Annotated in this window: 21 protein-coding genes; 20 read left to right on the top strand and 1 reads right to left on the bottom strand. The window is 45.4% G+C overall.

The window, feature by feature from the left end; genetic code table 11:
* Nucleotides 1-393: 393 nt before the first annotated feature.
* The 8 genes from AC3AQ9_RS08685 to pyrG all read left to right on the top strand — a co-directional run bounded on the left by AC3AQ9_RS08685 (nucleotide 394) and on the right by pyrG (nucleotide 11,888).
* Entirely contained in the window at nucleotides 394-1,590 is a 1,197-nt protein-coding gene (locus tag AC3AQ9_RS08685; RefSeq protein WP_488307067.1) for an acetyl-CoA C-acetyltransferase, read from the top strand.
* A gap of 2 nt (nucleotides 1,591-1,592) precedes the next feature.
* Nucleotides 1,593-2,444, top strand: coding sequence for a 3-hydroxybutyryl-CoA dehydrogenase (locus AC3AQ9_RS08680; RefSeq protein ID WP_488307066.1), 852 nt, complete (start codon nucleotides 1,593-1,595; stop codon nucleotides 2,442-2,444).
* A gap of 16 nt (nucleotides 2,445-2,460) precedes the next feature.
* On the top strand, nucleotides 2,461-3,597 hold the full coding sequence (locus AC3AQ9_RS08675) for an acyl-CoA dehydrogenase (protein ID WP_488307571.1): 1,137 nt from the start codon (nucleotides 2,461-2,463) through the stop codon (nucleotides 3,595-3,597).
* 16 nt (nucleotides 3,598-3,613) lie between these two features.
* Nucleotides 3,614-4,753, top strand: coding sequence for an acyl-CoA dehydrogenase (locus AC3AQ9_RS08670; protein WP_488307065.1), 1,140 nt, complete (start codon nucleotides 3,614-3,616; stop codon nucleotides 4,751-4,753).
* Between the two features lie 16 nt (nucleotides 4,754-4,769).
* Entirely contained in the window at nucleotides 4,770-5,411 is a 642-nt protein-coding gene (locus AC3AQ9_RS08665) for a TetR/AcrR family transcriptional regulator (RefSeq protein WP_488307064.1), read from the top strand.
* A 6-nt stretch (nucleotides 5,412-5,417) separates the two neighbouring features.
* Nucleotides 5,418-8,669, top strand: a complete 3,252-nt coding sequence (gene icmF, locus AC3AQ9_RS08660; RefSeq protein WP_488307063.1) for a fused isobutyryl-CoA mutase/GTPase IcmF — start codon at nucleotides 5,418-5,420, stop codon at nucleotides 8,667-8,669.
* A gap of 847 nt (nucleotides 8,670-9,516) precedes the next feature.
* Nucleotides 9,517-10,113 carry a DNA-directed RNA polymerase subunit delta gene (gene rpoE, locus AC3AQ9_RS08655; protein WP_488307570.1) on the top strand — a complete coding sequence of 199 codons (597 nt, stop codon included), beginning with the start codon at nucleotides 9,517-9,519 and terminating at the stop codon, nucleotides 10,111-10,113.
* A gap of 158 nt (nucleotides 10,114-10,271) precedes the next feature.
* Nucleotides 10,272-11,888 carry a CTP synthase gene (gene pyrG, locus AC3AQ9_RS08650; RefSeq protein ID WP_488307062.1) on the top strand — a complete coding sequence of 539 codons (1,617 nt, stop codon included), beginning with the start codon at nucleotides 10,272-10,274 and terminating at the stop codon, nucleotides 11,886-11,888.
* A gap of 213 nt (nucleotides 11,889-12,101) precedes the next feature.
* Here pyrG and AC3AQ9_RS08645 read toward each other — a convergent pair whose 3' ends face one another.
* Nucleotides 12,102-12,590 (bottom strand): DUF2529 family protein, encoded by a 489-nt coding sequence (locus AC3AQ9_RS08645; protein WP_488307061.1) that lies wholly within the window; start codon nucleotides 12,588-12,590, stop codon nucleotides 12,102-12,104.
* A gap of 117 nt (nucleotides 12,591-12,707) precedes the next feature.
* Here AC3AQ9_RS08645 and AC3AQ9_RS08640 point away from each other — a divergent pair, with 117 nt between their 5' ends.
* The 12 genes from AC3AQ9_RS08640 to AC3AQ9_RS08585 all read left to right on the top strand — a co-directional run bounded on the left by AC3AQ9_RS08640 (nucleotide 12,708) and on the right by AC3AQ9_RS08585 (nucleotide 23,685).
* On the top strand, nucleotides 12,708-13,067 hold the full coding sequence (locus tag AC3AQ9_RS08640) for a response regulator (RefSeq protein ID WP_488307569.1): 360 nt from the start codon (nucleotides 12,708-12,710) through the stop codon (nucleotides 13,065-13,067).
* A gap of 85 nt (nucleotides 13,068-13,152) precedes the next feature.
* The gene (locus AC3AQ9_RS08635; RefSeq protein ID WP_488307060.1) at nucleotides 13,153-14,010 is read left to right on the top strand and encodes a class II fructose-bisphosphate aldolase; all 858 of its coding nucleotides are present in this window, start codon (nucleotides 13,153-13,155) and stop codon (nucleotides 14,008-14,010) included.
* An 81-nt stretch (nucleotides 14,011-14,091) separates the two neighbouring features.
* Nucleotides 14,092-14,754, top strand: coding sequence for a fructose-6-phosphate aldolase (gene fsa, locus AC3AQ9_RS08630; RefSeq protein ID WP_488307059.1), 663 nt, complete (start codon nucleotides 14,092-14,094; stop codon nucleotides 14,752-14,754).
* Between the two features lie 224 nt (nucleotides 14,755-14,978).
* Nucleotides 14,979-16,277 (top strand): UDP-N-acetylglucosamine 1-carboxyvinyltransferase, encoded by a 1,299-nt coding sequence (murA, locus tag AC3AQ9_RS08625; RefSeq protein WP_488307058.1) that lies wholly within the window; start codon nucleotides 14,979-14,981, stop codon nucleotides 16,275-16,277.
* 73 nt (nucleotides 16,278-16,350) lie between these two features.
* Nucleotides 16,351-17,316, top strand: a complete 966-nt coding sequence (glpX, locus tag AC3AQ9_RS08620; RefSeq protein WP_488307057.1) for a class II fructose-bisphosphatase — start codon at nucleotides 16,351-16,353, stop codon at nucleotides 17,314-17,316.
* Between the two features lie 128 nt (nucleotides 17,317-17,444).
* On the top strand, nucleotides 17,445-18,728 hold the full coding sequence (gene rho, locus AC3AQ9_RS08615) for a transcription termination factor Rho (RefSeq protein ID WP_488307056.1): 1,284 nt from the start codon (nucleotides 17,445-17,447) through the stop codon (nucleotides 18,726-18,728).
* Between the two features lie 152 nt (nucleotides 18,729-18,880).
* On the top strand, nucleotides 18,881-19,096 hold the full coding sequence (gene rpmE, locus AC3AQ9_RS08610; protein ID WP_488307055.1) for a 50S ribosomal protein L31: 216 nt from the start codon (nucleotides 18,881-18,883) through the stop codon (nucleotides 19,094-19,096).
* A gap of 152 nt (nucleotides 19,097-19,248) precedes the next feature.
* On the top strand, nucleotides 19,249-19,842 hold the full coding sequence (locus tag AC3AQ9_RS08605; protein ID WP_488307054.1) for a thymidine kinase: 594 nt from the start codon (nucleotides 19,249-19,251) through the stop codon (nucleotides 19,840-19,842).
* A gap of 360 nt (nucleotides 19,843-20,202) precedes the next feature.
* Nucleotides 20,203-21,276: a peptide chain release factor 1 gene (prfA, locus tag AC3AQ9_RS08600; protein ID WP_488307053.1), complete on the top strand. Its 1,074-nt coding sequence runs from the start codon at nucleotides 20,203-20,205 to the stop codon at nucleotides 21,274-21,276.
* Nucleotides 21,269-22,126, top strand: coding sequence for a peptide chain release factor N(5)-glutamine methyltransferase (prmC, locus tag AC3AQ9_RS08595; RefSeq protein WP_488307052.1), 858 nt, complete (start codon nucleotides 21,269-21,271; stop codon nucleotides 22,124-22,126). The genes prfA and prmC overlap by 8 nt, the downstream gene beginning before the upstream one ends.
* A 90-nt stretch (nucleotides 22,127-22,216) precedes the next feature.
* Nucleotides 22,217-23,209, top strand: a complete 993-nt coding sequence (locus tag AC3AQ9_RS08590; protein ID WP_488307051.1) for an L-threonylcarbamoyladenylate synthase — start codon at nucleotides 22,217-22,219, stop codon at nucleotides 23,207-23,209.
* A 23-nt stretch (nucleotides 23,210-23,232) separates the two neighbouring features.
* Nucleotides 23,233-23,685 (top strand): low molecular weight protein arginine phosphatase, encoded by a 453-nt coding sequence (locus AC3AQ9_RS08585; protein ID WP_488307050.1) that lies wholly within the window; start codon nucleotides 23,233-23,235, stop codon nucleotides 23,683-23,685.
* Nucleotides 23,686-23,829 lie beyond the last annotated feature (144 nt).

The raw sequence follows: 23,829 nt of genomic DNA, 5'->3' as shown, positions 1-23,829 counted from the left end.
GACAGGGAGTGTAAAGCTCCCTTTTGTTTTGAATTAAAACCGAGCGAGCGTTCAGTCAACCATATTGGCCGAACCGGTTCGGCCAATATGGTTTGCGACGAAGCTAGCGAAGCGATGCAGGAGCAAATGGTTATATAAAAGCTAACGTAGCGATGCAGAGGCAATAGTACAAGGTGATGCGGGGTTTAGATTTGCGATGAAGCAGCATTGTATCAACGTTCAACCAGTTTATCTGCGCTCAGAAAAATTTATCTGCGTTCAAAAATTTTTATCTACTGTCAATCATCATTTATCTTCGTTCACATCAACTGTCACGGTTTTAAGCGAAGAATCGCAGCAAGCATATTTTTTTATCCACAATTGAAAACGTTTACAAAGGGAGGAAGAAATATCATGGCAAAAACAGTCATTATCGATGGGGCACGTACGGCATTTGGTAAATTTGGGGGCAACTTAAGCACGTTATCGGCAAGCGAACTAGGGGCGGAAGCGATCAAAGCGGCAATGAGCCGCGCGAATATCCAACCGGAAGAAGTGCAGGAAGTGATCATGGGGAACGTACTGCAAGCTGGCCAAGGACAAATTCCATCACGCCAAGCAGCGAAAAAAGCGGGAATCCCGTACAACGTTAAATCAGAAACAATCAATAAAGTATGTGCTTCCGGCATGCGAAGCGTTACGCTTGCTGACCAGATCATCCGCTTGGGCGATGAAGAAGTGATTGTGGCAGGCGGCATGGAATCGATGTCGAATGCACCTTATTATTTGCCGAGAGCACGTTGGGGACTGCGCATGGGGGATGCGCAAGTCGTCGACGGCATGGTCCATGACGGATTATCGTGTTCATTCCATCCGGACCGCGTCCATATGGGGACTTACGGCAACTCGACAGCAGAAGCATTTGCGTTGACGCGTGAAGCGCAGGACGAATGGTCTGCACGCTCGCACGAACGTGCTGTAAAAGCGAAAGAATTGTTTGCTGAAGAAATTGTAGCGATTGAAATTCCGCAGAAAAAAGGCGATCCAATCAAGGTCGATTTCGATGAAGCTCCGCGTGCCAATTCGACTATTGAAGCGTTAGCGAAATTGAAACCGGCATTCGGCAAAGATGGCACCATCACAGCCGGCAACGCTCCAGGGATCAACGATGGAGCAGTAGCGCTTGTGTTGATGAACGAAGAGCGGGCTCAAAAAGAAGGGAAAAACGTATTAGCACATATCTTGGCACACACAGAAGTGGCGATTGACCCGCATCGCTTCCCGGAAACTCCAGGAATCGTCATCAACGAGTTATTGAAGAAAACAGGCAAAACGCTCGACGACATCGATTTGGTGGAAATCAACGAAGCATTCGCAGCAGTAGCTTTGGCCAGTTCGCAAATTGCAAATCTGGATGCGGAAAAAGTGAATGTCAATGGCGGTTCTGTAGCCTTAGGTCACCCAATTGGGGCCAGCGGAGCACGCATCATTTTAACACTGGCATACGAATTGAAACGCCGCGGAGGCGGTGTCGGCGTCGCAGCTATTTGTTCAGGCGGCGGTCAAGGCGATGCAATTATGATCGAAGTTCCAAAACAGGAGGCAAACTGACAATGGCGATTCAAAACGTGATGGTGATCGGAGCCGGCCAGATGGGTTCCGGCATTGCACAAGTGTGTGCACAAGCAGGCTTTACTGTGAAATTAAATGATATGAAACAAGAAGCATATGATCGCGGCATCGCGGCAATCTCAAAAAATTTAACACGCAATGTGGAAAAAGGACGCATGGTGGAAGAAGAAAAAACGGCTGTTCTTGGCCGTATTTCTTCTTCCCTTAACTTGCAGGACGCTCATGACGCCGATATCGTCATTGAAGCGGCAGTCGAGAATATGGAAGTGAAACATACTATTTTCAAAACTTTGGACGAAGTTGCACCGAAACACGCGATTTTAGCATCCAATACATCATCGCTTCCGATTACGGAAATCGCCGCGGCAACAAACCGCCCGGAACAAGTGATTGGCATGCATTTCATGAATCCGGTGCCGGTTATGAAATTGGTAGAAATTATCCGCGGCCTTGCAACGACTGATGAAGTTTATAAAACCGTTGAAGAAATGACGGTGAAATTATCTAAAACTCCTGTGGAATGCAACGACTTTCCTGGCTTTGTTTCAAACCGCATTCTGATGCCGATGATTAACGAAGCGATTTTTACTTTGCAAGAAGGCGTAGCCACCAAAGAAGCGATTGATGACATCATGCGTCTTGGGATGAATCACCCGATGGGCCCGCTCGAATTGGCGGATTTTATTGGACTTGATACATGCCTTTATATCATGGAAGTGCTGCACGATGGATTTGGCGACAGCAAATACCGCCCAAGCCCTCTTTTGCGCCAATATGTGAAAGCCGGTTGGCTCGGCAAGAAAACAGGACGCGGATTCTATGAATACAGTTAAATTAGGAGGCACCACGATGGATTTGCGTTTTACTGAAGAGCAGTCGATGATGCGAAATATGGTCCGTGATTTTGCAAGAGAAGAAATCACTCCGTTTATCGACCGGATGGAACAAGGGGAATTTCCAAGAGAAATTATGAAGAAGATGGCAGAGTTAGGCTTGATGGGAATTACCGCTCCTGAAAAGTACGGAGGCTCGGAAATGGATTTTACTTCTTATATTATCGCGATTCATGAATTATCCAAGGCAAGTGCCGTAATCGGCGTAATTCTTTCAGTGCATACCTCAGTCGGGACTAACCCAATCTTGAATTTCGGAACAGAAGAACAGATCCGAAAATATATTCCGAAACTGGCATCTGGTGAATATTTGGGGGCTTTCGCTCTGACGGAGCCTTCGGCGGGATCGGATGCAGGAAGCTTAAAAACAAAAGCTGTTTTAAATGGTGACCATTATATTTTAAATGGCTCGAAAGTGTTTATTACCAATGGTGGTGAAGCTGATACATATATTGTGTTCGCTTCAACAAAACCGGAAGCGGGAACACGCGGGATTTCTGCTTTTATCGTCGAGAAAGACTTCCCGGGTTTAATCATCGGCAAAGATGAAAAGAAAATGGGGCTTCACGGTTCAAGAACGGTGCAGTTGACTTTTGACAACCTGAAAGTGCCGGTTGAAAATCTGCTGGGCAAAGAAAACAAAGGCTTCAGCATAGCGATGGCGAATTTAAATGTCGGCCGTATCGGAATTGCCGCACAGGCTTTAGGGATTGCAGAGGCAGCATACGAATATGCTGTGGCTTACGCAAAAGAACGCCAGCAATTTGGCAAATCGATTGCGCATAACCAGGGCATCGGCTTTAAACTGGCAGATATGGCGACGCAAGTGGAAGCGGCAAAACTGCTCGTCTACAACGCAGCCGACTTATATGCAAAAGGCAAAGACTGCAATAAAGAAGCATCTATTGCGAAGCTATTTGCTTCAAAAGCGGCAATGGACAACGCCATCGAAGCTGTTCAAGTATTCGGCGGCTACGGCTATACAGAAGATTATCCGGTTGAGCGTCTGTTCCGGGATGCCAAAATCACCGAAATCTACGAAGGCACAAGTGAAATACAGCGAATCGTTATCAGCAAGCAACTATTAAAATAATAGGGGGAAATGACAGATGAATTTTCAATTGAGCGAAGAACATGAAATGATCCGCAAAATGGTGCGCGATTTCGCAAACAACGAAGTGGCACCGACTGCTGAAGAACGTGACGAAGAAGAGCGTTTTGACCGCGAAATTTTCGATAAAATGGCGGAACTGGGCCTGACAGGAATTCCTTGGCCAGAAGAGTACGGCGGCATCGGCTCTGATTATTTGGCTTACTGCATCGCAGTGGAAGAATTATCACGCGTCTGCGCATCGACTGGTGTTACGCTATCAGCCCACACCTCACTTGCCGGATGGCCTGTTTATACTTTCGGTACAGAGGAGCAGAAGCAAAAATACCTGCGCCCGATGGCCGAAGGAACAAAAATCGGCGCTTACGGCCTGACTGAACCGCAATCAGGGTCTGATGCTGGCGGCATGAGAACGAACGCCAAAGAAGACGGCGACCATTACATTTTGAACGGTTCGAAAATCTTCATTACAAACGGCGGCATCGCCGATATCTACATCGTTTTTGCCGTAACAGATCCGGATTCAAAACATAAAGGCACGACAGCTTTTATTGTTGAAAAAGATTTTGAAGGCTTCTCAGTCGGCAAGAAAGAGAAGAAACTCGGCATTCGTTCAAGCCCGACAACTGAAATCATTTTTGACAATTGCCGCGTACCGAAAGAAAACGTGCTGGGTGAATTGGGGCAAGGCTTTAAAATCGCTATGCAGACTCTTGACGGCGGACGCAATGGCATTGCAGCCCAAGCGGTGGGCATCGCACAAGGCGCTTTGGATGCATCCGTGAATTATGCGAAAGAACGCGAACAATTCGGCAAGCCGATTGCAGCAAACCAAGGCGTTTCATTCAAGCTTGCGGACATGGCGACTTCAATCGAAGCTTCACGGTTACTCACGTACCAGGCGGCATGGCTTGAATCGAACAAACTGTCTTACAGCAAAGAATCGGCGATGGCAAAATTGATGGCCGGCGATACCGCGATGAAAGTGACCGTTGAAGCGGTTCAAGTTTTTGGCGGCTACGGCTATACGAAAGATTATCCGGTTGAGCGTTTTATGCGTGATGCGAAAATCACACAAATCTATGAAGGCACTCAGGAAATCCAGCGTTTGGTCATTTCCCGGATGGTCACTAAGTAACTGGAGGGATCTGCCCATGAGCAAAAAGCGTGAAATACAGTCATCCGTGAAAGACGAAAGCCTGATTGAGAAGCGCCGTGCGCAGATGATCCGGGGCGCTGTCACGCTTTTTAAAGAAAAGGGCTTTCACCGGACTACCACACGGGAAATCGCTAAAGCTTCGGGTTTCAGCATCGGCACTTTATATGAATATATACGCACAAAAGAAGATGTCCTGTACCTTGTTTGTGACTCGATTTACGATGAAGTCAATGCAAGGCTTGATGCTCTTGATATCGAAAAAGGAACGCTGGAAGTGCTCATAACCGCACTCGAACATTATTATGGTTTGATCGATGATATGCAGGACGAATTTGTGGTCATGTACCAGGAATCGAAATCTCTGCCGAAAGACGCGCTGCAGTATGTGCTGAAAAAAGAAATTGAAATGGTCTCTTTATTTGAGCGTCTGCTGACAGAATGCGCCGATAGCGGTGAAATAAAACTGACGCCGAAAGAAATCAAACTGGCAGCCCATCATTTATTCGTACAGGGCCAGATGTGGGCGTTTCGGCGATGGGCATTGCGGGATTTCACCATTCAGGAATTCACCCAGCTTCAAACTCAATTTCTGCTGCAGGGGATGGCAGGAGAAAAAATCACGATACAGGGGGCTTAATATAAAATGGCGATTTTACAAGAAGAAACAAAGTACAAGCCGAAAAACCACGTTCGCTTTGTAACCGCATCGAGTCTTTTTGACGGCCATGATGCATCGATCAATATCATGCGCAGAATTTTACAGGCTGCCGGAGCGGAAGTGATCCATCTTGGACACAACCGTTCAGTGGAAGAAGTCGTCAATGCGGCGATTCAGGAAGACGTCCAAGGCATCTGCATTTCTTCATACCAAGGCGGACACATGGAATACTTCAAGTATATGCATGACTTGCTAGAGGAAAGAGGCGCAGGCCATATCCGCATCTACGGCGGAGGCGGAGGCGTTATTTTGCCGCGCGAAATTCAGGAACTGGAAGAGTACGGCATCGCCGGCATTTTCTCTCCTGAAGACGGCCGGAAATTAGGCCTTGAAGGAATGATCCAGGAAATCGTCAAAGAATGCGATTTTTCTACGGTGAAAGAAAACCAGTCTTTTGAAGGGATCTCTGCAGACAAGCCGGTTGCCTTGGCAAATCTGATTACGGCTGCGGAAGAAGCCCATACACGTGACATTGATACGGATGACTTGCTTCAAGCTGTCCGTGCCCAGACGAAAAATACGCCAGTCCTTGGGATTACAGGGACAGGCGGAGCAGGAAAAAGTTCACTGACCGACGAGCTGATCCGCCGTTTCTTGTCGGAATTACCGGACAAGAAAATTGCCATCTTGTCAATCGATCCGACCAAACAAAAAACCGGCGGCGCGCTATTGGGCGACCGCATCCGCATGAATGCCATCTTCAATAAACGCGTTTTCATGAGAAGTTTGGCAACACGCGGATCTAGAACGGAAATTTCAGGCGCTTTAGGCGATGTTCTGGATGTGGTAAAAGCGGCAGGGTTCGACTTGATCATCGTGGAAACGAGTGGAATCGGGCAAGGGGATGCGGAAATCGCTAACTTCGCTGATGTATCGATGTATGTCATGACAAGCGAATTCGGTGCACCGACACAACTTGAAAAAATCGACATGATCGATTACGCAGATTTGATCGTCATCAATAAATTCGAACGCAAAGGCTCTGAAGATGCGCTTCGGCAAGTTCAGAAGCAGTATCAGCGCAGCCATTTGTTATGGAATAAAGAACTCGATGAGATGCCGGTATTCGGCACAATCGCCAGCCAGTTCAATGACAAAGGCACCAATTCCTTATTTGCGGCTTTGGTTCATACGGTAAATGAAAAATGCGATACAGAATGGACGACAACTTATGACCAGTTCATCAAAACGCAAAAAGAGAACTTGATTATTCCGAATGACCGCCGTTATTACTTGCGGGAAATCACGGATACTGTACGAGGCTACCATGCGAAGGCAAAAGAACAAGCCGCATTTGCACGCCGCTTGTTCCAATTGGAAGGAGCAATCGAAGCGGTCAAAGAAAAAGCGCCGGATGACGCCTTAGTGGCGTCTCTCCGATCACTTGCTTACGGCGTCCGCGATGAGCTGTCAGCTGAATCAAAACGCATTCTCGAAAACTGGAAAGCGCTGAAAGAAGCTTATGCCGGCGATGAATTCGTCACCACGGTACGAGAAAAAGAAATCCGGACGATTTTACGGACTGAAAGCCTTTCCGGCCTTAAGATCCCGAAAGTTGTCTTGCCGAAGTTTGAAGATTACGGTGAAATTCTCAAATGGGTTTATTTAGAAAATGTTCCTGGTTCATTCCCTTATACAGCTGGGGTATTCCCATTCAAGCGTGAAGGGGAAGATCCGAAGCGCCAGTTTGCTGGAGAAGGAACACCGGAACGGACAAATAAACGCTTCCATTACCTGTCGAAAGACGACGATGCAAAACGCTTATCAACAGCGTTCGACTCAGTGACGCTTTACGGGGAAGATCCGGATCACCGCCCGGACATTTACGGAAAAGTCGGCGAATCAGGCGTATCAATTTGCACACTCGATGACATGAAGAAACTGTATGACGGCTTTGATCTTTGTGCGCCTTCTACGTCGGTATCGATGACGATCAATGGACCAGCACCGATCATTTTGGCGATGTTTATGAACACTGCCATCGATCAGCAAGTGAAAATCAACGAAGAGAAATTCGGTCGTCCGTTAACGCTCGAAGAGTTCACGGAAGTGCGCGAATCGACGCTCCAAGTCGTGCGTGGAACGGTGCAGGCAGATATTTTGAAAGAAGACCAAGGGCAAAACACTTGCATCTTCTCAACGGAATTTGCGCTTCGCATGATGGGCGATATCCAGCAATACTTTATCGACCACAAAGTGCGCAATTATTACTCCGTATCGATTTCGGGCTATCATATTGCGGAAGCAGGGGCCAACCCGATTTCACAGCTGGCGTTCACTTTATCGAACGGCTTCACATATGTTGAATATTATTTGAGCCGGGGCATGCACATTGATGATTTTGCTCCGAACTTGTCATTCTTCTTCTCGAATGGCCTGGATCCGGAATATACGGTAATCGGCCGTGTAGCACGCCGCATTTGGGCAGTGGTGATGCGCGATAAATACGGCGCCAACGACCGCAGCCAAAAACTGAAATACCATGTACAGACATCCGGCCGCAGCTTGCACGCCCAGGAAATCGATTTCAACGATATCCGGACAACCTTGCAGGCATTGATGGCGCTTCAGGATAACTGCAACTCGCTTCATACCAACGCTTATGATGAAGCAATCACGACACCGACAGAAGAATCGGTGCGCCGCGCGATGGCCATCCAGATGATCATCACAAAAGAGCACGGCTTATCGAAAAACGAAAATCCGCTGCAAGGCGCATTCATTGTGGAAGAGCTGACTCAATTGGTGGAAGACGCAGTACTTGCAGAATTCGACCGCATCAACGACCGCGGCGGCGTTCTGGGAGCAATGGAAACCCAGTACCAGCGGGGCAAGATCCAGGAAGAATCGATGTTCTATGAAATGAAGAAACATACGGGTGAATTGCCGATTATCGGGGTCAACACGTATTTAAACCCGAATCCGCAAAGTGACGAAGATATCAACGCGATGGAAATCGCACGTGCTACCACTGAAGAAAAAGAAACGCAAATCGCTAATTTGCGCGCTTTCCAGGAGCGCAACGCTTCCGATGAAGCATTGGCTCATTTGAAACATGTAGCGAAATCAGGCGGCAACATCTTTGAAGAACTGATGGAAACCGTGAAAGTCGCAAGCCTTGGCCAAATCACCAGAGCTTTGTACGAAGTAGGCGGACAATACAGAAGAAATATGTAACTAGAAAAGCGGAGACGGCCATCTAGCTCCGACTCGAGAAAAGCGGAAGTGCCTGCTCAGCTCTGACAGGCAAGATATGGTCCAAACTGCATTTAGACCATATCTTTGCGACGAAGCGCAAAGCGCTGCAACGTACTTTTATGTCTCGAAGCTAGCGCAGCGATGCAGAGACAGGAGCAATAAGGTTTTAGACAGACCAATGGAGTGGCGGGTTTTGCCGCGAAATTGGGCGGGCCTATGTCTCGAAGAGCTAGGCACTGGAGGCCAGACAAGCGCATGAGGACTTGAGGAAATGGCGTTCTCTGCCATTTTCCGAGAGACCGGCGCGACCTCGAGGAGCTGGCCGCCGGAGCTGGACAAAGAAAAATAAAATCAGCCGTTTGTGGAGCTTCCGCAAACGGTTTTTTTCTGGAAATGGGAAGACCAATAAGCGATATTTTCGCAAATATGGCTTTAGCGGGCAGCAAAAGTGATTTTTGTCTGCGTTCAACCAGATCTGTTATCAAATCCACAATTTTGTCAGCGCAAATGTAAAAATCAAAACCCGGTGAGTCGCGTTAAACGTCAATTTTCTGTATAATAGAAGAAAGTTCAATGTAGCCACAGCAAAGGATGATTCTCCATGTCGAAATATATCCACTACATAATCATCATCCTCTGCATCGTACTTACTTTATTTCTGTACAATAAAGCACTTGCATCCATTCCTTTTTTGATCTTGTCGCTTTATTTATTTTATTTTGGCTGGACACAGCTTAGTGGCAGAAAAAAGAAAACACGGTAGCGGAGTGCACCTACTTTGTATATAATGAATAAAGTTGAAGATAGAAGAAGGGACGTGCACAGATTGAATATCCGTGAATTATCACAAGACGAATTAGTGGAAGAGTCGTTTGTCGACTTAGCCTATGCCATTTTAGAAGAAACACATGAAACTAAAACTTACCCGGAGATTGTTTCAGCAATTGAAGCCTTACTCGGTTTATCGAAAGAAGATATGAAAGCGCGCCTTGTCCAGTTTTATACAGACATGAATATTGACGGCCGATTCTTGATACTTGGCGAAAATCGTTGGGGCCTCCGTGAATGGTATCCGGTAGAGCAGATTGAAGAAGAATCTGCACCAACAGTTAAAGCACGCAAGAAGAAAGCGAAAGTATCCAGTGATGATGACTTTGATGACATGGATCTTGAACTTGAAGACGAATTGGAATTTGACGACTTTGATGAAGTGGATGACGAAGACGATGATGAAGACGACGATGACGAGGTATTGATCATTCCACCAGTCGAAGATGAAGAAGTGGAAGTCATTGATTTCGATGTTGACGTGGACGACGATGACGATGATGAGGTAGACGTAGATGTATTGGTTGAAGACCTGGACGGCAACATTATCGACGATGAAGAAGAAGAGGACGATTTAGAAGACGACCTTAAGTAGTCTGAACAATTTTTTACCTTGACTTATACGACTCGACTGGATAAGATTTTATTGGGCTCCTTAAAAATAGGAGAGATGAATCGTACAGTTTACGCGCTCCCTCTGCACAATGCAGACGGGGCGCTTTTTATTTTTTAAAATTGAAGGAGGAAACAAGCATGACTAAGTATATTTTTGTAACTGGAGGCGTTGTGTCGTCTTTGGGCAAAGGAATTACCGCAGCATCACTTGGCCGTTTATTGAAAAACAGAGGGTTGAACGTCACTATCCAGAAATTTGACCCCTATATTAATATTGACCCAGGCACAATGAGCCCATACCAGCACGGAGAGGTTTTCGTAACGGACGACGGCGCGGAAACGGATTTGGATCTTGGCCACTATGAGCGTTTCATCGATATCAATTTGAACAAATACTCTAACGTAACGACAGGGAAAGTTTACTCCACTGTTATTAAAAAAGAGCGCCGCGGCGACTATTTGGGTGGAACTGTCCAAGTTATTCCGCATATCACAAATGAAATCAAAGACCGTTTGCTGCGCGCTGGGAAAACAGCGAAAGCAGATGTAGTCATCACTGAAATCGGCGGAACTGTAGGCGACATCGAATCCCTTCCATTCCTTGAAGCTATCCGCCAAATGCGTTCAGACCTTGGCCGCGATGAAGTCATGTATATCCACTGTACGTTGATCCCTTATCTTGGTGCTGCTAAAGAAATGAAAACAAAACCGACACAGCACAGCGTAAAAGAGCTTCGCAGCCTCGGAATTCAGCCTAACTTGATTGTTGTCCGCACAGAGCACCCTGTACCTCAAGACATGAAAGATAAGATTGCTTTGTTCTGCGACATCAAGGCAGAAGAAGTAATCGAATCACGCGACGTTGATGTGATTTATGAAATGCCGCTTCGTTTGAAAGAACAGAACATGGACCAAATCGTTCTTGACCATTTTGGAATTGAAGCTCCGGAAGCCGATATGACAGAATGGACGCAATTGGTAGAAAAAGTTCAATCCCTATCTAAAAAAGTGCGTATCGGACTGGTCGGAAAATACGTTGAGTTGCAAGATGCTTATATCTCAGTTGTAGAAGCCTTGAAACATGCTGGATTCGCATACGATGCTGACATCGAAGTGAATTGGATCAACGCTGAATATATCAACGAGGAAAATGTTGCTGAGCAATTGGGCAACTGCGACGGCATCCTGGTTCCTGGTGGATTCGGAGACCGCGGTGTAGAAGGCAAAATTGTCGCAACGAAATATGCCCGTGAAAACAACGTTCCATTCTTCGGCATCTGCTTGGGCATGCAATTGGCTTCTGTTGAATTTGCACGCAGCGTCATGAACTTTGAAGACGCACATTCTTCTGAATTAAACCCGAAAACGTCTTATCCGGTTATCGACTTATTGCCGGAACAAAAAGATGTTGAAGATTTGGGCGGAACACTTCGCCTCGGTTTGTACCCTGCAAAACTGGAAATCGGTTCAAAAGCACATGAAGCATACGGTGAAGAACTGGTTTATGAACGCCACCGCCACCGTTATGAATTCAATAACGATTACCGTGAACAGTTTGAAGCAGCTGGCTTTAAATTCTCAGGCACTAGCCCGGATGGCCGTTTGGTTGAAATTATTGAGCTTGCTGACCACCCTTGGTTCTTGGCTTGCCAATTCCACCCGGAATTCATTTCACGCCCGAACCGCCCGCAGCCTTTGTTCAGAGAATTTGTGCATGCTTCATTGAAAAATGCAGAAGTGCCTGTTCAATCTTAATTCAGATTTTTAAACCAATGAGCTTTGCAATTGGATGATAAATAATCACGTTAAAAAACCTTCCTGCTATTATTGCAGGAAGGTTTTTCTTTTAGATTCAGCTTTGATTCATCGAGCGAAAGTGAATTTTAAATCACCTAAATTTTTAGGTCAGTTTGATAAAAACAAAAACCATTTACAGTTTCACTCTGTAAACGGTTTGCTAGAATTTCATTACTCAGCCAGCATTTCATCGATGGTCATTTTAACAGCATGGTAAACAAATAACGCGCCCATTGCATGGGGCACCACGGTTCGGCTGCCATCTTCTGCCGGCAGCAAGCCTTTATCGATGTTTAGTGAAATATAGGCATCCGCTTCCAGTTCATTATCACGGGCCTCGGCCACCAGCATAGCAAATGGCAAGTTGGCATCATTCAAACGTCCAGCAAGTTCATCGCCTTCATGATTTTTAGCGAGAATCCATACGCGGTCCGCACTGGTAATAATGCTTTCCGGCTGCCACGGGGCACAGCTTTGAAGCGGCTCAACTCCTTCAATGGCACTGGCAGCTACTGCTTTCATTTCGCCAAATCCGGCAATGAAAATAGTTCCTTCTCCGACAGCGGCTTGGGCAAGAACACGAGCTGTATCTTCAATGGCTTCTTCTTGCTTGGAAATCCGTTGAAATAAGCCGCTTAATTGTGTTGTTAACATCTTCATTTCCTTCACCTCATAAACAGATTATAGCAGAAGGCATTGAGATGTAGAAAAGAGTGCTATTGTCTAGTAGAATGAGAAGGTACGTTGAAGCTGGAAAAAAGAAGGGAATGGCTCCTCTTGAAAACGATTTTGATCGTAGATGACCAGATAGGCATCCGACTTTTATTAAATGAAGTGTTTAAAAAAGAAGGTTTTGACACCTTATTGGCTGCAAATGGCAAAGAAGCCATACAAAAAGCGGTGGAAGCACGGCCGGATCTGGTATTGCTGGACATGAGAATGCCAGGAATGGATGGCATTGAAATTTTGAAAAGCTTAAAGAAATTACAAAAAGAGATAAAGGTAATCATGATGACAGCTTATGGTGAACTCGATTTGATCGAGGAGTCCATTCTCAGCGGAGCAGCCCGTTACTTCACTAAACCATTTGATGTATTTGAAATACGGGATGCTGTAAAACAATTGTTAAGAGACTGATACACACGAAAGTAGCGAAAGCATACTGTTTTTGGTATAGTAAAAAGGATATTTGGGTAAGATATAGTTAAGGAGGAATTTTGTAATGCCGTTAGTTTCAATGAAAGAAATGATGATAAAAGGGAAACAAGAAGGATATGCAATCGGACAATTTAATTTAAATAATCTTGAGTTTACTCAAGCGATTTTACAAGCAGCACAAGAAGAAAATTCTCCTGTAATCTTAGGAGTATCTGAAGGGGCAGCTCGATATATGGGCGGATTCACTACAGTGGTACATATGGTGAAGGGCTTAATGCACGATTACAAAATTACAGTTCCAGTGGCCATCCATTTGGACCACGGCTCCAGCTTTGAAAAATGTAAAGAAGCAATCGATGCTGGATTCACTTCTGTCATGATCGATGCATCACATCACCCGTTTGAAGAAAATGTGGAAATTACAAAACAAGTTGTGGAATATGCACATAAACATAATGTGTCTGTGGAAGCGGAATTAGGAACTGTTGGCGGACAAGAAGACGACGTCATTGCAGAGGGCGTAATTTATGCAGATCCACAAGAATGCAAACAATTAGTGGACCAGACAGGAATTGATTGCTTAGCGCCAGCTTTGGGTTCTGTCCATGGACCATACAAAGGCGAGCCGAATTTGGGCTTTAAAGAAATGGAAGAAATTTCTCAGCTTTGCGACGTGCCTTTAGTATTGCACGGAGGAACTGGGATTCCATTGAAAGATATTCAACGTTCTGTTTCACTTGGAACAGCGAAAATCAACGTTAACACTGAAAACCAAATCGCTTCTGCAAAAGCAGTCCGCGAAGCTTTGGCAAAAGACGCCGAAATGTACGATCCACGCAAATACTTGACACCAGCTCGCGATGCCATCAAAGCGACAGTAATCGGCAAAATGCGTGAATTCGGAAGTTCAGGAAAAGCATAATAATTACAACAATAATGGATGAAAGAGAGAAGCGTCCGGTGGGTCTCTTCTCTCTTTTCCACATAACTAGGAGGAAAAAAGATGAAATTTTTTATTGATACAGCAAACTTCGAAGAAATCAAAGAAGCACACTCATGGGGTATCCTTTCAGGGGTAACAACAAATCCATCTCTAGTAGCGAAAGAGAAAAATGTTTCTTTCCATGACCGTTTAAAAGAAATCGCAGCACTTGTTGATGGCTCGATCAGTGGAGAAGTTATCGCACTTGATGCTGAAGGCATGATCAATGAAGGCCGTGAATTAGCAGCTTTGGCTCCTAACATCACAGTGAAATTGCCAATGACTCCAGACGGATTGAAAGCTTGTTCAGTTCTTGCAGCAGAAGGCACAAAAGTTAACGTAACATTGATCTTCAGCGCGAACCAAGCACTTCTTGCAGCACGTGCAGGTGCATCTTATGTTTCTCCTTTCCTTGGCCGGTTGGATGATATTGGACACAACGGTATGGACTTGATCGCGACGATTGCTGATATCTTCGCTATTCATGATATCAAAACAGAAATTATCGCAGCGTCAATCCGCCATCCTCAGCACGTAACAGAAGCAGCATTGAACGGAGCGCATATCGGAACAATGCCGATTAAAGTAATGCAGCAAATGTTCAAGCACCCATTGACTGACAAAGGAATCGAAGCATTCCTAGCAGACTGGGAAAAACGCTCTGTTGAAGAAGAAGTAAAATAATCATTTAACGTAGCTGAAAGCTAGTTGAACCAATCAGACTTTTAAAGACAGTAGACTTTCGCGAAAGCGGAAGTTGTACGGTCATTTAAAGTGGGATACAGTGAAACTGAGTTCAGCTTGGCTGAACACTAGTTGAACCAATCGGACTTTTAAAGACAGTAGACTTTCGCGAAAGCGGAAGTCGTACTGTCATTTAAAGTGGGATAAAGGAGAAATTAAATCGAATGGATGTATATAAAGTAAAAGGCGGTAAACGCTTATCCGGCACGATAAAAGTGAATGGAGCAAAAAATAGTGCGGTAGCATTGATTCCTGCATCCATTTTAGCGAATTCACCTGTGCAAATTGAAGGTTTGCCGGGAATTTCCGACGTCTGGACACTGAAAAGTATTTTGGAAGAAATCGGAGGCGAGGTGTCATTTGAAGATGGCACGATGAAAATCGATCCGACTCATATGATTGATATGCCATTGCCGAACGGCAACGTAAAAAAATTGCGTGCTTCGTACTATATGATGGGTGCAATGCTAGGCCGTTTCAAACATGCGGCAATCGGGCTTCCAGGCGGATGCTTTTTAGGACCTCGCCCTATTGACCAGCACATCAAAGGTTTTGAAGCGCTTGGCGCCAAAGTGACGAACGAACACGGAGCGATCTATTTGCGTGCGGATGAACTGCGCGGTGCTAAAATCTATCTGGATGTTGTCAGCGTAGGAGCTACCATTAATATTATGCTGGCGGCAGTTCTTGCTAAAGGCCAGACAGTCATTGAAAACGCAGCGAAAGAGCCGGAAATTATCGATGTGGCGACGCTTCTTACAAACATGGGAGCAAAAATCAAAGGTGCGGGTACAAACGTAATCCGTATCGATGGCGTTGAAGAATTGCATGGAACAAACCATACAATCATCCCGGATCGCATAGAAGCCGGAACGTTCATGATCATGGCAGCTGCAATTGGCGATGGCGTATTGGTTGATAACGTTATTCCATTCCATATGGAAGCTTTAACAGCGAAATTGCGTGAAATGGGCGTCGATGTTCAAGAAAACGAAGAATCCATTTACATCCCGAAATCGGGCCCGCTTCAGGCAATTGATGTGAAAACGCTGGTATATCCAGGGTTTGCGACAGATCTGCAGCAGCCATTTTCGGTATTAATGACCCAAGCGACTGGATCTTCGATGATTACGGACACGATTTACTCGGCCCGATTCAAGCATATTGATGAATTGCGCCGCATGAATGCAAGTGGCCGTGTTGAAGGGCGTGCAGCGGTAATTACCGGACCAACTCCATTGACGTCCGCAACTGTTGTGGCTTCAGATTTGCGGGCAGGTGCTGCTTTGATTATTGCCGGCTTGCTTGCAGAAGGTGAAACAGAAATCCGTGAAATTTATCACATTGAACGTGGATATTCAGATATTGTGCAAAAGCTCCGAGGGCTTGGTGCAGATATCCGAAGAGAAACCATCGATCCAGTCACTACTGCGAAGTCTGACCTTGGACATAGCGCAAACTGACTTCTTTTCAGCTCGTTGATATATGCTACAATTATGAAGGATAGATTTACAGCTGAACGGGAGGAAACAAACTATGGAACGAAGTTTATCAATGGAACTTGTGCGTGTTACAGAAGCGGCTGCAATTGCTTCTGCAAAATGGATGGGCCGTGGCCTAAAGATTGAAGCAGACGACGCGGCGACTACAGCCATGCGTACTGTCTTTGATACCATCCCGATGCGCGGTGTGGTAGTGATTGGTGAAGGTGAAATGGATGAAGCGCCAATGCTTTATATCGGTGAAGAGCTCGGGACTGGCCAAGGGCCTGAAGTGGATGTTGCGGTAGATCCTTTAGAAGGAACGAATATCGTAGCAGCTGGCGGCTGGAACGCACTTGCAGTTCTTGCAATTGCGGACCGCGGCAATTTATTGAATGCACCTGATATGTATATGGATAAAATTGCGGTAGGACCTGAAGCAGTCGGTAAAATCGACATCAATGCACCAGTAATTGATAATCTTCGTGCAGTCGCGAAAGCGAAAAACAAAGACATCGAAGACGTAGTAGCGACTATTTTGGATCGTCCACGGCATCAGCACATTATTGAGCAAATTCGTGCAGCTGGAGCTCGCATTAAATTGATCAATGACGGAGACGTGGCAGGAGCAATCAATACCGCTTTTGAAAAAACCGGTGTTGATATTTTATTCGGTTCAGGTGGAGCCCCTGAAGGCGTAATCGCGGCTGTTGGCCTTAAGTGCTTAGGCGGCGAACTTCAAGGGAAGTTGATGCCTCAGTCAGAGGAAGAAGCAGCGCGCTGCTTGAAAATGGGCTTGGATGTCAACAAAGTACTTAAGATGGAAGACCTTGTAAAAGGTGATGACGCAATCTTTGCGGCAACAGGCGTTACGGACGGTGAACTGCTTCGAGGCGTTCAGCTAAAAGGCGGTTTTGCAGAAAGCCATACATTAGTAATGCGTGCCAAATCAGGCACGGTCCGCTTTGTCGAAGGGCGTCACAGCATGAAGAAAAAACCAGATCTCGTTATGCATGATTAATGATCAAACTTCAAAATTGAGTCCGGTAGCTTTGCCGGGCTCCTTCTTTAAAGATCTTTCCAATCAAATCAACGACTGATCCTCAAAACACAAAACCCTAAAAAAAGAGTAAGAGTGGTGTCCAATAAATGACAACAATAACAATTTCCGCTTTGGAAAACATGACGCTAAGAGAGCTTTACACGTTGGCGAAGGAATATAAATTGACCAATTACAGCAAATTAACAAAAAAAGAATTGATTTTTGCTATTTTAAAAACCAGAGCTGAACAAGAAGGCTTTTTCTTCATGGAAGGCGTCCTTGAAATCATCCAATCGGAAGGTTTCGGTTTCTTGCGTCCTATCAACTATTCACCAAGTTCACAGGACATTTACATTTCGGCTTCCCAGATACGCCGATTTGATTTGCGGAATGGCGACAAAGTTTCAGGAAAAGTGCGTCCCCCAAAAGAAAATGAACGCTATTTCGGCTTGTTGCAAGTAGAAGCGGTAAATGGGGAAGACCCGGAAGTCGCCAAAGAGCGCGTCCATTTCCCTGGATTGACACCTCTCTATCCGGACCGTCATATTCGTCTGGAAACAACACCGAAACACCTGTCTGCACGCATCATGGATTTAGTGGCGCCGGTCGGATTTGGCCAACGCGGATTGATTGTTGCTCCGCCAAAAGCCGGTAAGACGATGCTGCTAAAAGAAATTGCCAACTCGATCACCACAAATCATCCGGAAGCAGAACTGATTGTTCTGTTAATCGATGAGCGGCCGGAAGAAGTGACGGATATTGAGCGTTCAGTTGACGCAGATGTCGTTTCTTCAACTTTTGATGAAGTACCGGAAAACCATGTAAAAGTGGCGGAACTTGTTTTGGAACGCGCCATGCGCCTCGTTGAGCATAAACGGGACGTCATTATCTTGATGGATTCGATTACACGTCTAGCCCGAGCATATAATTTGGTTATTCCGCCAAGTGGCCGTACACTATCAGGAGGAATAGATCCTGCAGCTTTCCACCGCCCGAAACGCTTTTTCGGAGCAGCCCGCAATATTGAAGAAGGCGGCAGTTTGACGATTTTGGCCACTGCTTTAGTCGATACCGGATCTCGCATGGACGAAGTAATCTACGAAGAATTTAAAGGGACCGGCAACATGGAACTGCATTTAGACCGCAGCTTGGCAGAACGCCGCATTTTCCCGGCATTGGATATTCGCCGCTCTGGTACAAGAAAAGAAGAATTGCTTCTTGATCCGGCTCAGTTGGAGAAACTTTGGGCAATCCGCAAAACCTTTTCGGATTCACCGGATTTTGGAGAGCGCTTCTTGAAAAAATTAGGTCAGACGAAGACAAACGAAGAGTTTTTCGAGCAATTGAACAATGAAATGAAGGCACATCGCAACAGCAAAAAGATGATTTAAATAGTTGCAATGCATCCTAAATTTTGTTATGATTATGAGAGTGAATTAAAACAGTGCTATTGCATATATGGCCTAAAGAGCCATGTAAGGCAATAGTAAAATAGATTATTAAACTCTGTTCCAGATGGTTCAGGGCGGGAGGAGAAAAAATTATGAAAACAGGTATTCATCCAGAGTACAAACAAGCGACAGTAACTTGCTCATGTGGGAATTCTTTCACTACAGGTTCTGTAAAAGAAAACATCAACGTTGAGCTTTGCTCAGAATGTCATCCATTCTACACTGGACGTCAGAAATTTGCTGCAGCAGATGGCCGCGTAGACCGTTTCAACAAAAAATACGGCATAAAAGAAGAAATTACGGAGTAATTGATAAATATACCTGCTTTGCGCGAAAACGCCAAGCAGGTATTTTTTCGTTTAATAGCCATTTAATTCATTTTACATATTAGAAAAAAGCAGTATTGCTGTCCGATTTTGGGTATGATTATAATGATAAAGCGTTTGAAAGGGGTCTCACTATGTACGTCATGAAACAGTCAGGCTGGGTAGAGCTGATTTGCGGAAGTATGTTTTCAGGAAAATCGGAGGAATTGATCCGCCGGATTCGGCGCGCTCAATTCGCGAAACAAAAAATTGCTGTATTCAAACCGAAAATTGACGACCGCTATAGCGAAGAAGCGGTTGTTTCCCATAATGGCACTACGGTTATTGCGTTGCCAATTGAGCGATCAGAGGAAATGTGGCAGTTCATCACAGATGAATATGACGTCATTGCCATTGATGAAGCTCAATTTTTTGATGAAGAAATTATAGACAATGTCCAAAAACTGGCGAACCACGGATTCCGTGTCATTGTAGCGGGCCTGGATCAAGATTTCAGAGGACGTCCTTTTGGCCCGATGCCGACGTTATTGTCCATTGCTGAACAAGTCACAAAACTTCAAGCGGTCTGCACCGTCTGCGGATCGCCTGCAAGCCGCACACAGCGTTTGATAGACGGCAAGCCAGCTGGCTCTGACGACCCGACGATTTTAGTAGGTGCCTCAGAAGCATACGAACCGCGCTGCCGCCATCACCACGAAGTTCCGGCCGGTGTGACGATTTCGAAATAAAGAAGTTCATTATATAGATTGGTTTGAGAAACTAACTTCTAATATCGCTTCGGCCGCTTTGGGCTTGGCTCCCGCAAGAAGCCAGGAAGACCGCCTGTCTTCTTGCTTCGCCTAGCCCCTGGACGCGCCTGCGCTGGATAGATTTTCTAAAAAAGAGAGGATCGTTGATATAGCTTTTTGATGGTTGCTTGCTTAGATATGGAGCCAAACAGCGAAGACGCCTGCGGGAAAGCGAGATAGCCGAGACCCCGCAAGACGCGAAGCGGCTGAGGAGGCTTGGCGCTCGCCCGCGGCAAGCGAAGCTGTTTGGCGGAATATCGACTTATTCAAAAGAAAACAGAAAAAAGAGGTGATATGGGAATGTTTGATCGATTACAAGCTGTTGAAGATCGCTATGACCGTTTAAATGAACTGTTGAGCGATCCTGAAATTGTCAGTGATACCAATAAACTTAGAGAGTATTCCAAAGAACAATCCGATTTGCAGGATACTGTGGAAGCTTACCGTGAATATAAAGAACTTACCTCGCAATTGAGCGAGGCTAAAGCGATGTTTGATGAAAAACTGGACCCTGAAATGCGTGAAATGGTCAAGGAAGAAGTAAATGATCTGGAAACGCAAGTGGCTGCAGTTGAAGAACGCCTTCGTATCTTATTGATTCCAAAAGATCCGAATGACGACAAAAACGTCATCATGGAAGTCCGGGGCGCAGCAGGCGGAGATGAAGCGGCATTATTTGCCGGCGACCTTTACCGCATGTACAGCAGATATGCTGAATCAAATGGCTGGAAAGTGACCATCATGGATTCCAATCCAACGGGCCTGGGCGGCTTTAAAGAATTGGTATTCATGATTGCAGGAAAAGGCGCATACTCGAAATTGAAATACGAAAACGGCGCTCACCGGGTACAGCGCGTTCCGGAAACTGAATCGGGCGGACGCATCCATACATCTACGGCAACCGTTGCGTGTTTGCCGGAAGTGGAAGAAGTTGAAGTGGAAATCCACGACAACGATATCCGGGTAGATACGTATGCTTCATCTGGAGCAGGTGGGCAATCCGTTAATACGACCATGTCGGCGGTGCGCTTGACGCATATTCCGACAAATACGGTCGTAACCTGCCAGGATGAAAAATCCCAGATCAAAAACAAAGCCAGTGCTATGAAAGTCCTGCGTGCACGCGTTTACGATAAATTCCAGCAAGAAGCGCAAGCTGAATATGATGCAGTGCGGAAATCAGCTGTCGGAACCGGGGACCGTTCTGAACGGATCCGGACGTACAACTTCCCGCAAAACCGGGTAACAGATCACCGCATCGGCTTAACAATCCAGAAACTCGACCAAATCATGCAAGGCAAAATGGATGAAATCATTGAAGCTTTGATTGTGGAAGAGCAATCTGCAAGAATGGAAAGCTTGAACAATGACTAAAAGCAGACGACTTTATGAGGCCCTTAACGGGGCTTCTTCTTTTTTAAAAAACAATGGCCGTGAAGAAGCTGTGGCGCGCATCCTATTGCAGCATGAACTGGGTTTATCACATGCAGGCCTTTTGTCGGCAATGCGTGATGAAATGGATGAGGCGGCATTTGATCGGTATTGGAGCAAAATTGAAGAACATGCAAAAGGAATTCCGGTTCAGCATTTGACCGGGGTTGAGGAATTTTATGGCAGAAGATTTCAGGTCAATCAAAACGTATTGATTCCAAGGCCGGAAACTGAAGAGCTGGTGGAGGAAACATTGGAGCTAGTGAAAAAAATGTTTCCTGGAAAACATCCGTCGATTGCGGATATTGGAACAGGAAGCGGCATCATTGCCATTACGATGAAATGTGAATTGCCCGAGGCGGATGTCACAGCGACTGATATTTCGGAAAAAGCGTTGGAAATGGCTGCACAAAATGCAAAGCAGCTAGGGGCGGAAATCCATTTTAAGCTGGGAGACCTGACTGAGCCAATCAATGACCGGAAATGGGATATCATTTTATCGAATCCACCTTATATCGGATATGAAGAAGCAATAGATTTAGCCGATACTGTCCGCGACTTTGAGCCGCATAATGCGTTATTTGCCGATAATAACGGCCTTGCCTTGTATGAAAAAATGATAGAGCAGCTGCCGGATTTATTGAACAAACCTGGGATTGTCGGTTTTGAAATTGGTTATAAGCAAGGGCCTGCTGTGGAGAACTTATTGAAAAATGCTTTTCCTGATGCAAAAGTTTATATTAAAAAAGATATCAACACCCAGAATCGCATGGTTTTTTGCATAATCAACTAACTTGCTAACAATTTGTGAGCGATTTATTTTGAATTATCCACAATTTGTGGATAAAATTATAAAAAAGAAGTAAAACTAGGAGATGTTCACATGGAAACGGAAACTATACTTGTGGATAGAAATGTGAATAAAGAAGAAACTTATTCACAGGCTGTGGAAATCCTCCGGAATGGGGACATCGTCGCCTTTCCCACTGAAACCGTTTATGGCTTAGGCGCTGATGCCACTAATCCGCAAGCCGTTGAAAAGATATTTATCGCAAAAGGGCGTCCATCGGACAATCCATTGATTGTCCATGTTGATTCTAAGGAAAGCGCCTTGAACTGGGTTCGGAACGTTCCTTCAAAAGCACTTCAATGCATGGATGTTTTTTGGCCGGGAGCATTAACCATCATATTGGAATCAAAACCGGGAGCGTTTGCTGATAACGTTACGGCAAACCTTCAGACTGTTGGCATTCGCGTGCCGAATCACCCAGTAGCTTTGGAATTGTTGAAACGGGTAAACGTGCCAATCGCTGCCCCAAGTGCCAATACAAGCGGGAAACCAAGTCCGACACTGGCAGAGCATGTCTACCATGATATGGCAGGCATCATTCCGCTGATTCTTGACGGAGGGCAGACTACCATCGGCCTTGAATCGACCGTTCTTGATATGACAAGTGAACCGCCGGTCATTTTACGTCCGGGAAACATCACTAAAGAAGATCTTGAACGTGTGATTGGAACGGTACGGCTGTCTTCTGAAATTCAGGGAAATGCGCCGAAATCTCCAGGGATGAAATATATTCATTATGCACCTGATGTGCCTGTTTACTTGATCGAGAACGATGAAGCTTTAGTTGGAAAAGCGATACAGCATGTACAAAAAGAAGGAAAGAAAGTAGCGGTTCTCAGCACAGCCGATTTTCCAGTGGCAGATTATCATTTTCCTTTATCTGCAGAAACTCTTTATGATAGTTTACGCAAATGCGATCAAACCGATGCCGATTTGATTTTGGCCACTGTTTCCACCGCTCCGAACCGGAGCGATGCCATGATGAACAGATTAGAAAAAGCGGCTGACCACAAATGGTTCAGCTAAATCATTCTGAGGGTGGGGATACAATGAAGATTTTCTTTGTATGCACAGGCAACACATGCAGGAGTCCGATGGCAGAAGCCATATTGTCAGCTAAAAAATTTCCGGGAATCGAAGTTCGGTCAGCTGGAATATTTGCTGGAGAAGCTCCTTTGTCATTCAACGCCCAAACCGTATTGGATGAAGAAGGAATTTCATTTGAACATACTTCTAAACAGCTATTGCCAGGAGATATGGAGTGGGCAACATTAGTTTTGACGATGACAGGATCACATAAACAATTCCTGCTGCAAAACTATCCGGAATATGCTGGCAAACTATATACGTTGAAAGAATTTGCCGGTGAAGCGTCAGCAGATGTCAGTGATCCATATGGCGGATCCTTGTTTACGTATCAACAGACATTCAATGAATTGAGAAGATTGATTGACCGGCTGGTGGAAAAGCTGGCTGAAGAAGAACAGGCAGAAAAGACATGAAAATTCTAAAAACCCATTTGCGGACACGCAAATGGGTTTTTTATAGATTAAAAAATATTGGCTTTTTTGGCTGGAAACCGGATGTATCTTTAGCATACAGCGGGTTTGTAGGATTTTTTGGGTATTGATGTTAGAATGAAAGAA

The sequence above is a fragment of the Planococcus sp. VCh962 genome (assembly GCF_057748275.1).
This window is presented reverse-complemented; position numbering and strand designations above follow the sequence as displayed.

Bases quoted from the DNA above. Each gene is read 5' to 3' on its own strand.
- glpX (WP_488307057.1), top strand. From the start codon at position 16,351: ATGGAACGAAGTTTATCAATGGAACTTGTGCGTGTTACAGAAGCGGCT.
- AC3AQ9_RS08675 (WP_488307571.1), top strand. From the start codon at position 2,461: ATGGATTTGCGTTTTACTGAAGAGCAGTCGATGATGCGAAATATGGTC.
- fsa (WP_488307059.1), top strand. From the start codon at position 14,092: ATGAAATTTTTTATTGATACAGCAAACTTCGAAGAAATCAAAGAAGCA.
- AC3AQ9_RS08665 (WP_488307064.1), top strand. From the start codon at position 4,770: ATGAGCAAAAAGCGTGAAATACAGTCATCCGTGAAAGACGAAAGCCTG.
- AC3AQ9_RS08670 (WP_488307065.1), top strand. From the start codon at position 3,614: ATGAATTTTCAATTGAGCGAAGAACATGAAATGATCCGCAAAATGGTG.
- icmF (WP_488307063.1), top strand. From the start codon at position 5,418: ATGGCGATTTTACAAGAAGAAACAAAGTACAAGCCGAAAAACCACGTT.
- rho (WP_488307056.1), top strand. From the start codon at position 17,445: ATGACAACAATAACAATTTCCGCTTTGGAAAACATGACGCTAAGAGAG.
- AC3AQ9_RS08585 (WP_488307050.1), top strand. From the start codon at position 23,233: ATGAAGATTTTCTTTGTATGCACAGGCAACACATGCAGGAGTCCGATG.
- pyrG (WP_488307062.1), top strand. From the start codon at position 10,272: ATGACTAAGTATATTTTTGTAACTGGAGGCGTTGTGTCGTCTTTGGGC.
- AC3AQ9_RS08685 (WP_488307067.1), top strand. From the start codon at position 394: ATGGCAAAAACAGTCATTATCGATGGGGCACGTACGGCATTTGGTAAA.
- AC3AQ9_RS08590 (WP_488307051.1), top strand. From the start codon at position 22,217: ATGGAAACGGAAACTATACTTGTGGATAGAAATGTGAATAAAGAAGAA.
- AC3AQ9_RS08635 (WP_488307060.1), top strand. From the start codon at position 13,153: ATGCCGTTAGTTTCAATGAAAGAAATGATGATAAAAGGGAAACAAGAA.
- AC3AQ9_RS08645 (WP_488307061.1), bottom strand. From the start codon at position 12,590: ATGAAGATGTTAACAACACAATTAAGCGGCTTATTTCAACGGATTTCC.
- rpmE (WP_488307055.1), top strand. From the start codon at position 18,881: ATGAAAACAGGTATTCATCCAGAGTACAAACAAGCGACAGTAACTTGC.
- AC3AQ9_RS08605 (WP_488307054.1), top strand. From the start codon at position 19,249: ATGTACGTCATGAAACAGTCAGGCTGGGTAGAGCTGATTTGCGGAAGT.
- AC3AQ9_RS08680 (WP_488307066.1), top strand. From the start codon at position 1,593: ATGGCGATTCAAAACGTGATGGTGATCGGAGCCGGCCAGATGGGTTCC.
- prmC (WP_488307052.1), top strand. From the start codon at position 21,269: ATGACTAAAAGCAGACGACTTTATGAGGCCCTTAACGGGGCTTCTTCT.
- murA (WP_488307058.1), top strand. From the start codon at position 14,979: ATGGATGTATATAAAGTAAAAGGCGGTAAACGCTTATCCGGCACGATA.
- prfA (WP_488307053.1), top strand. From the start codon at position 20,203: ATGTTTGATCGATTACAAGCTGTTGAAGATCGCTATGACCGTTTAAAT.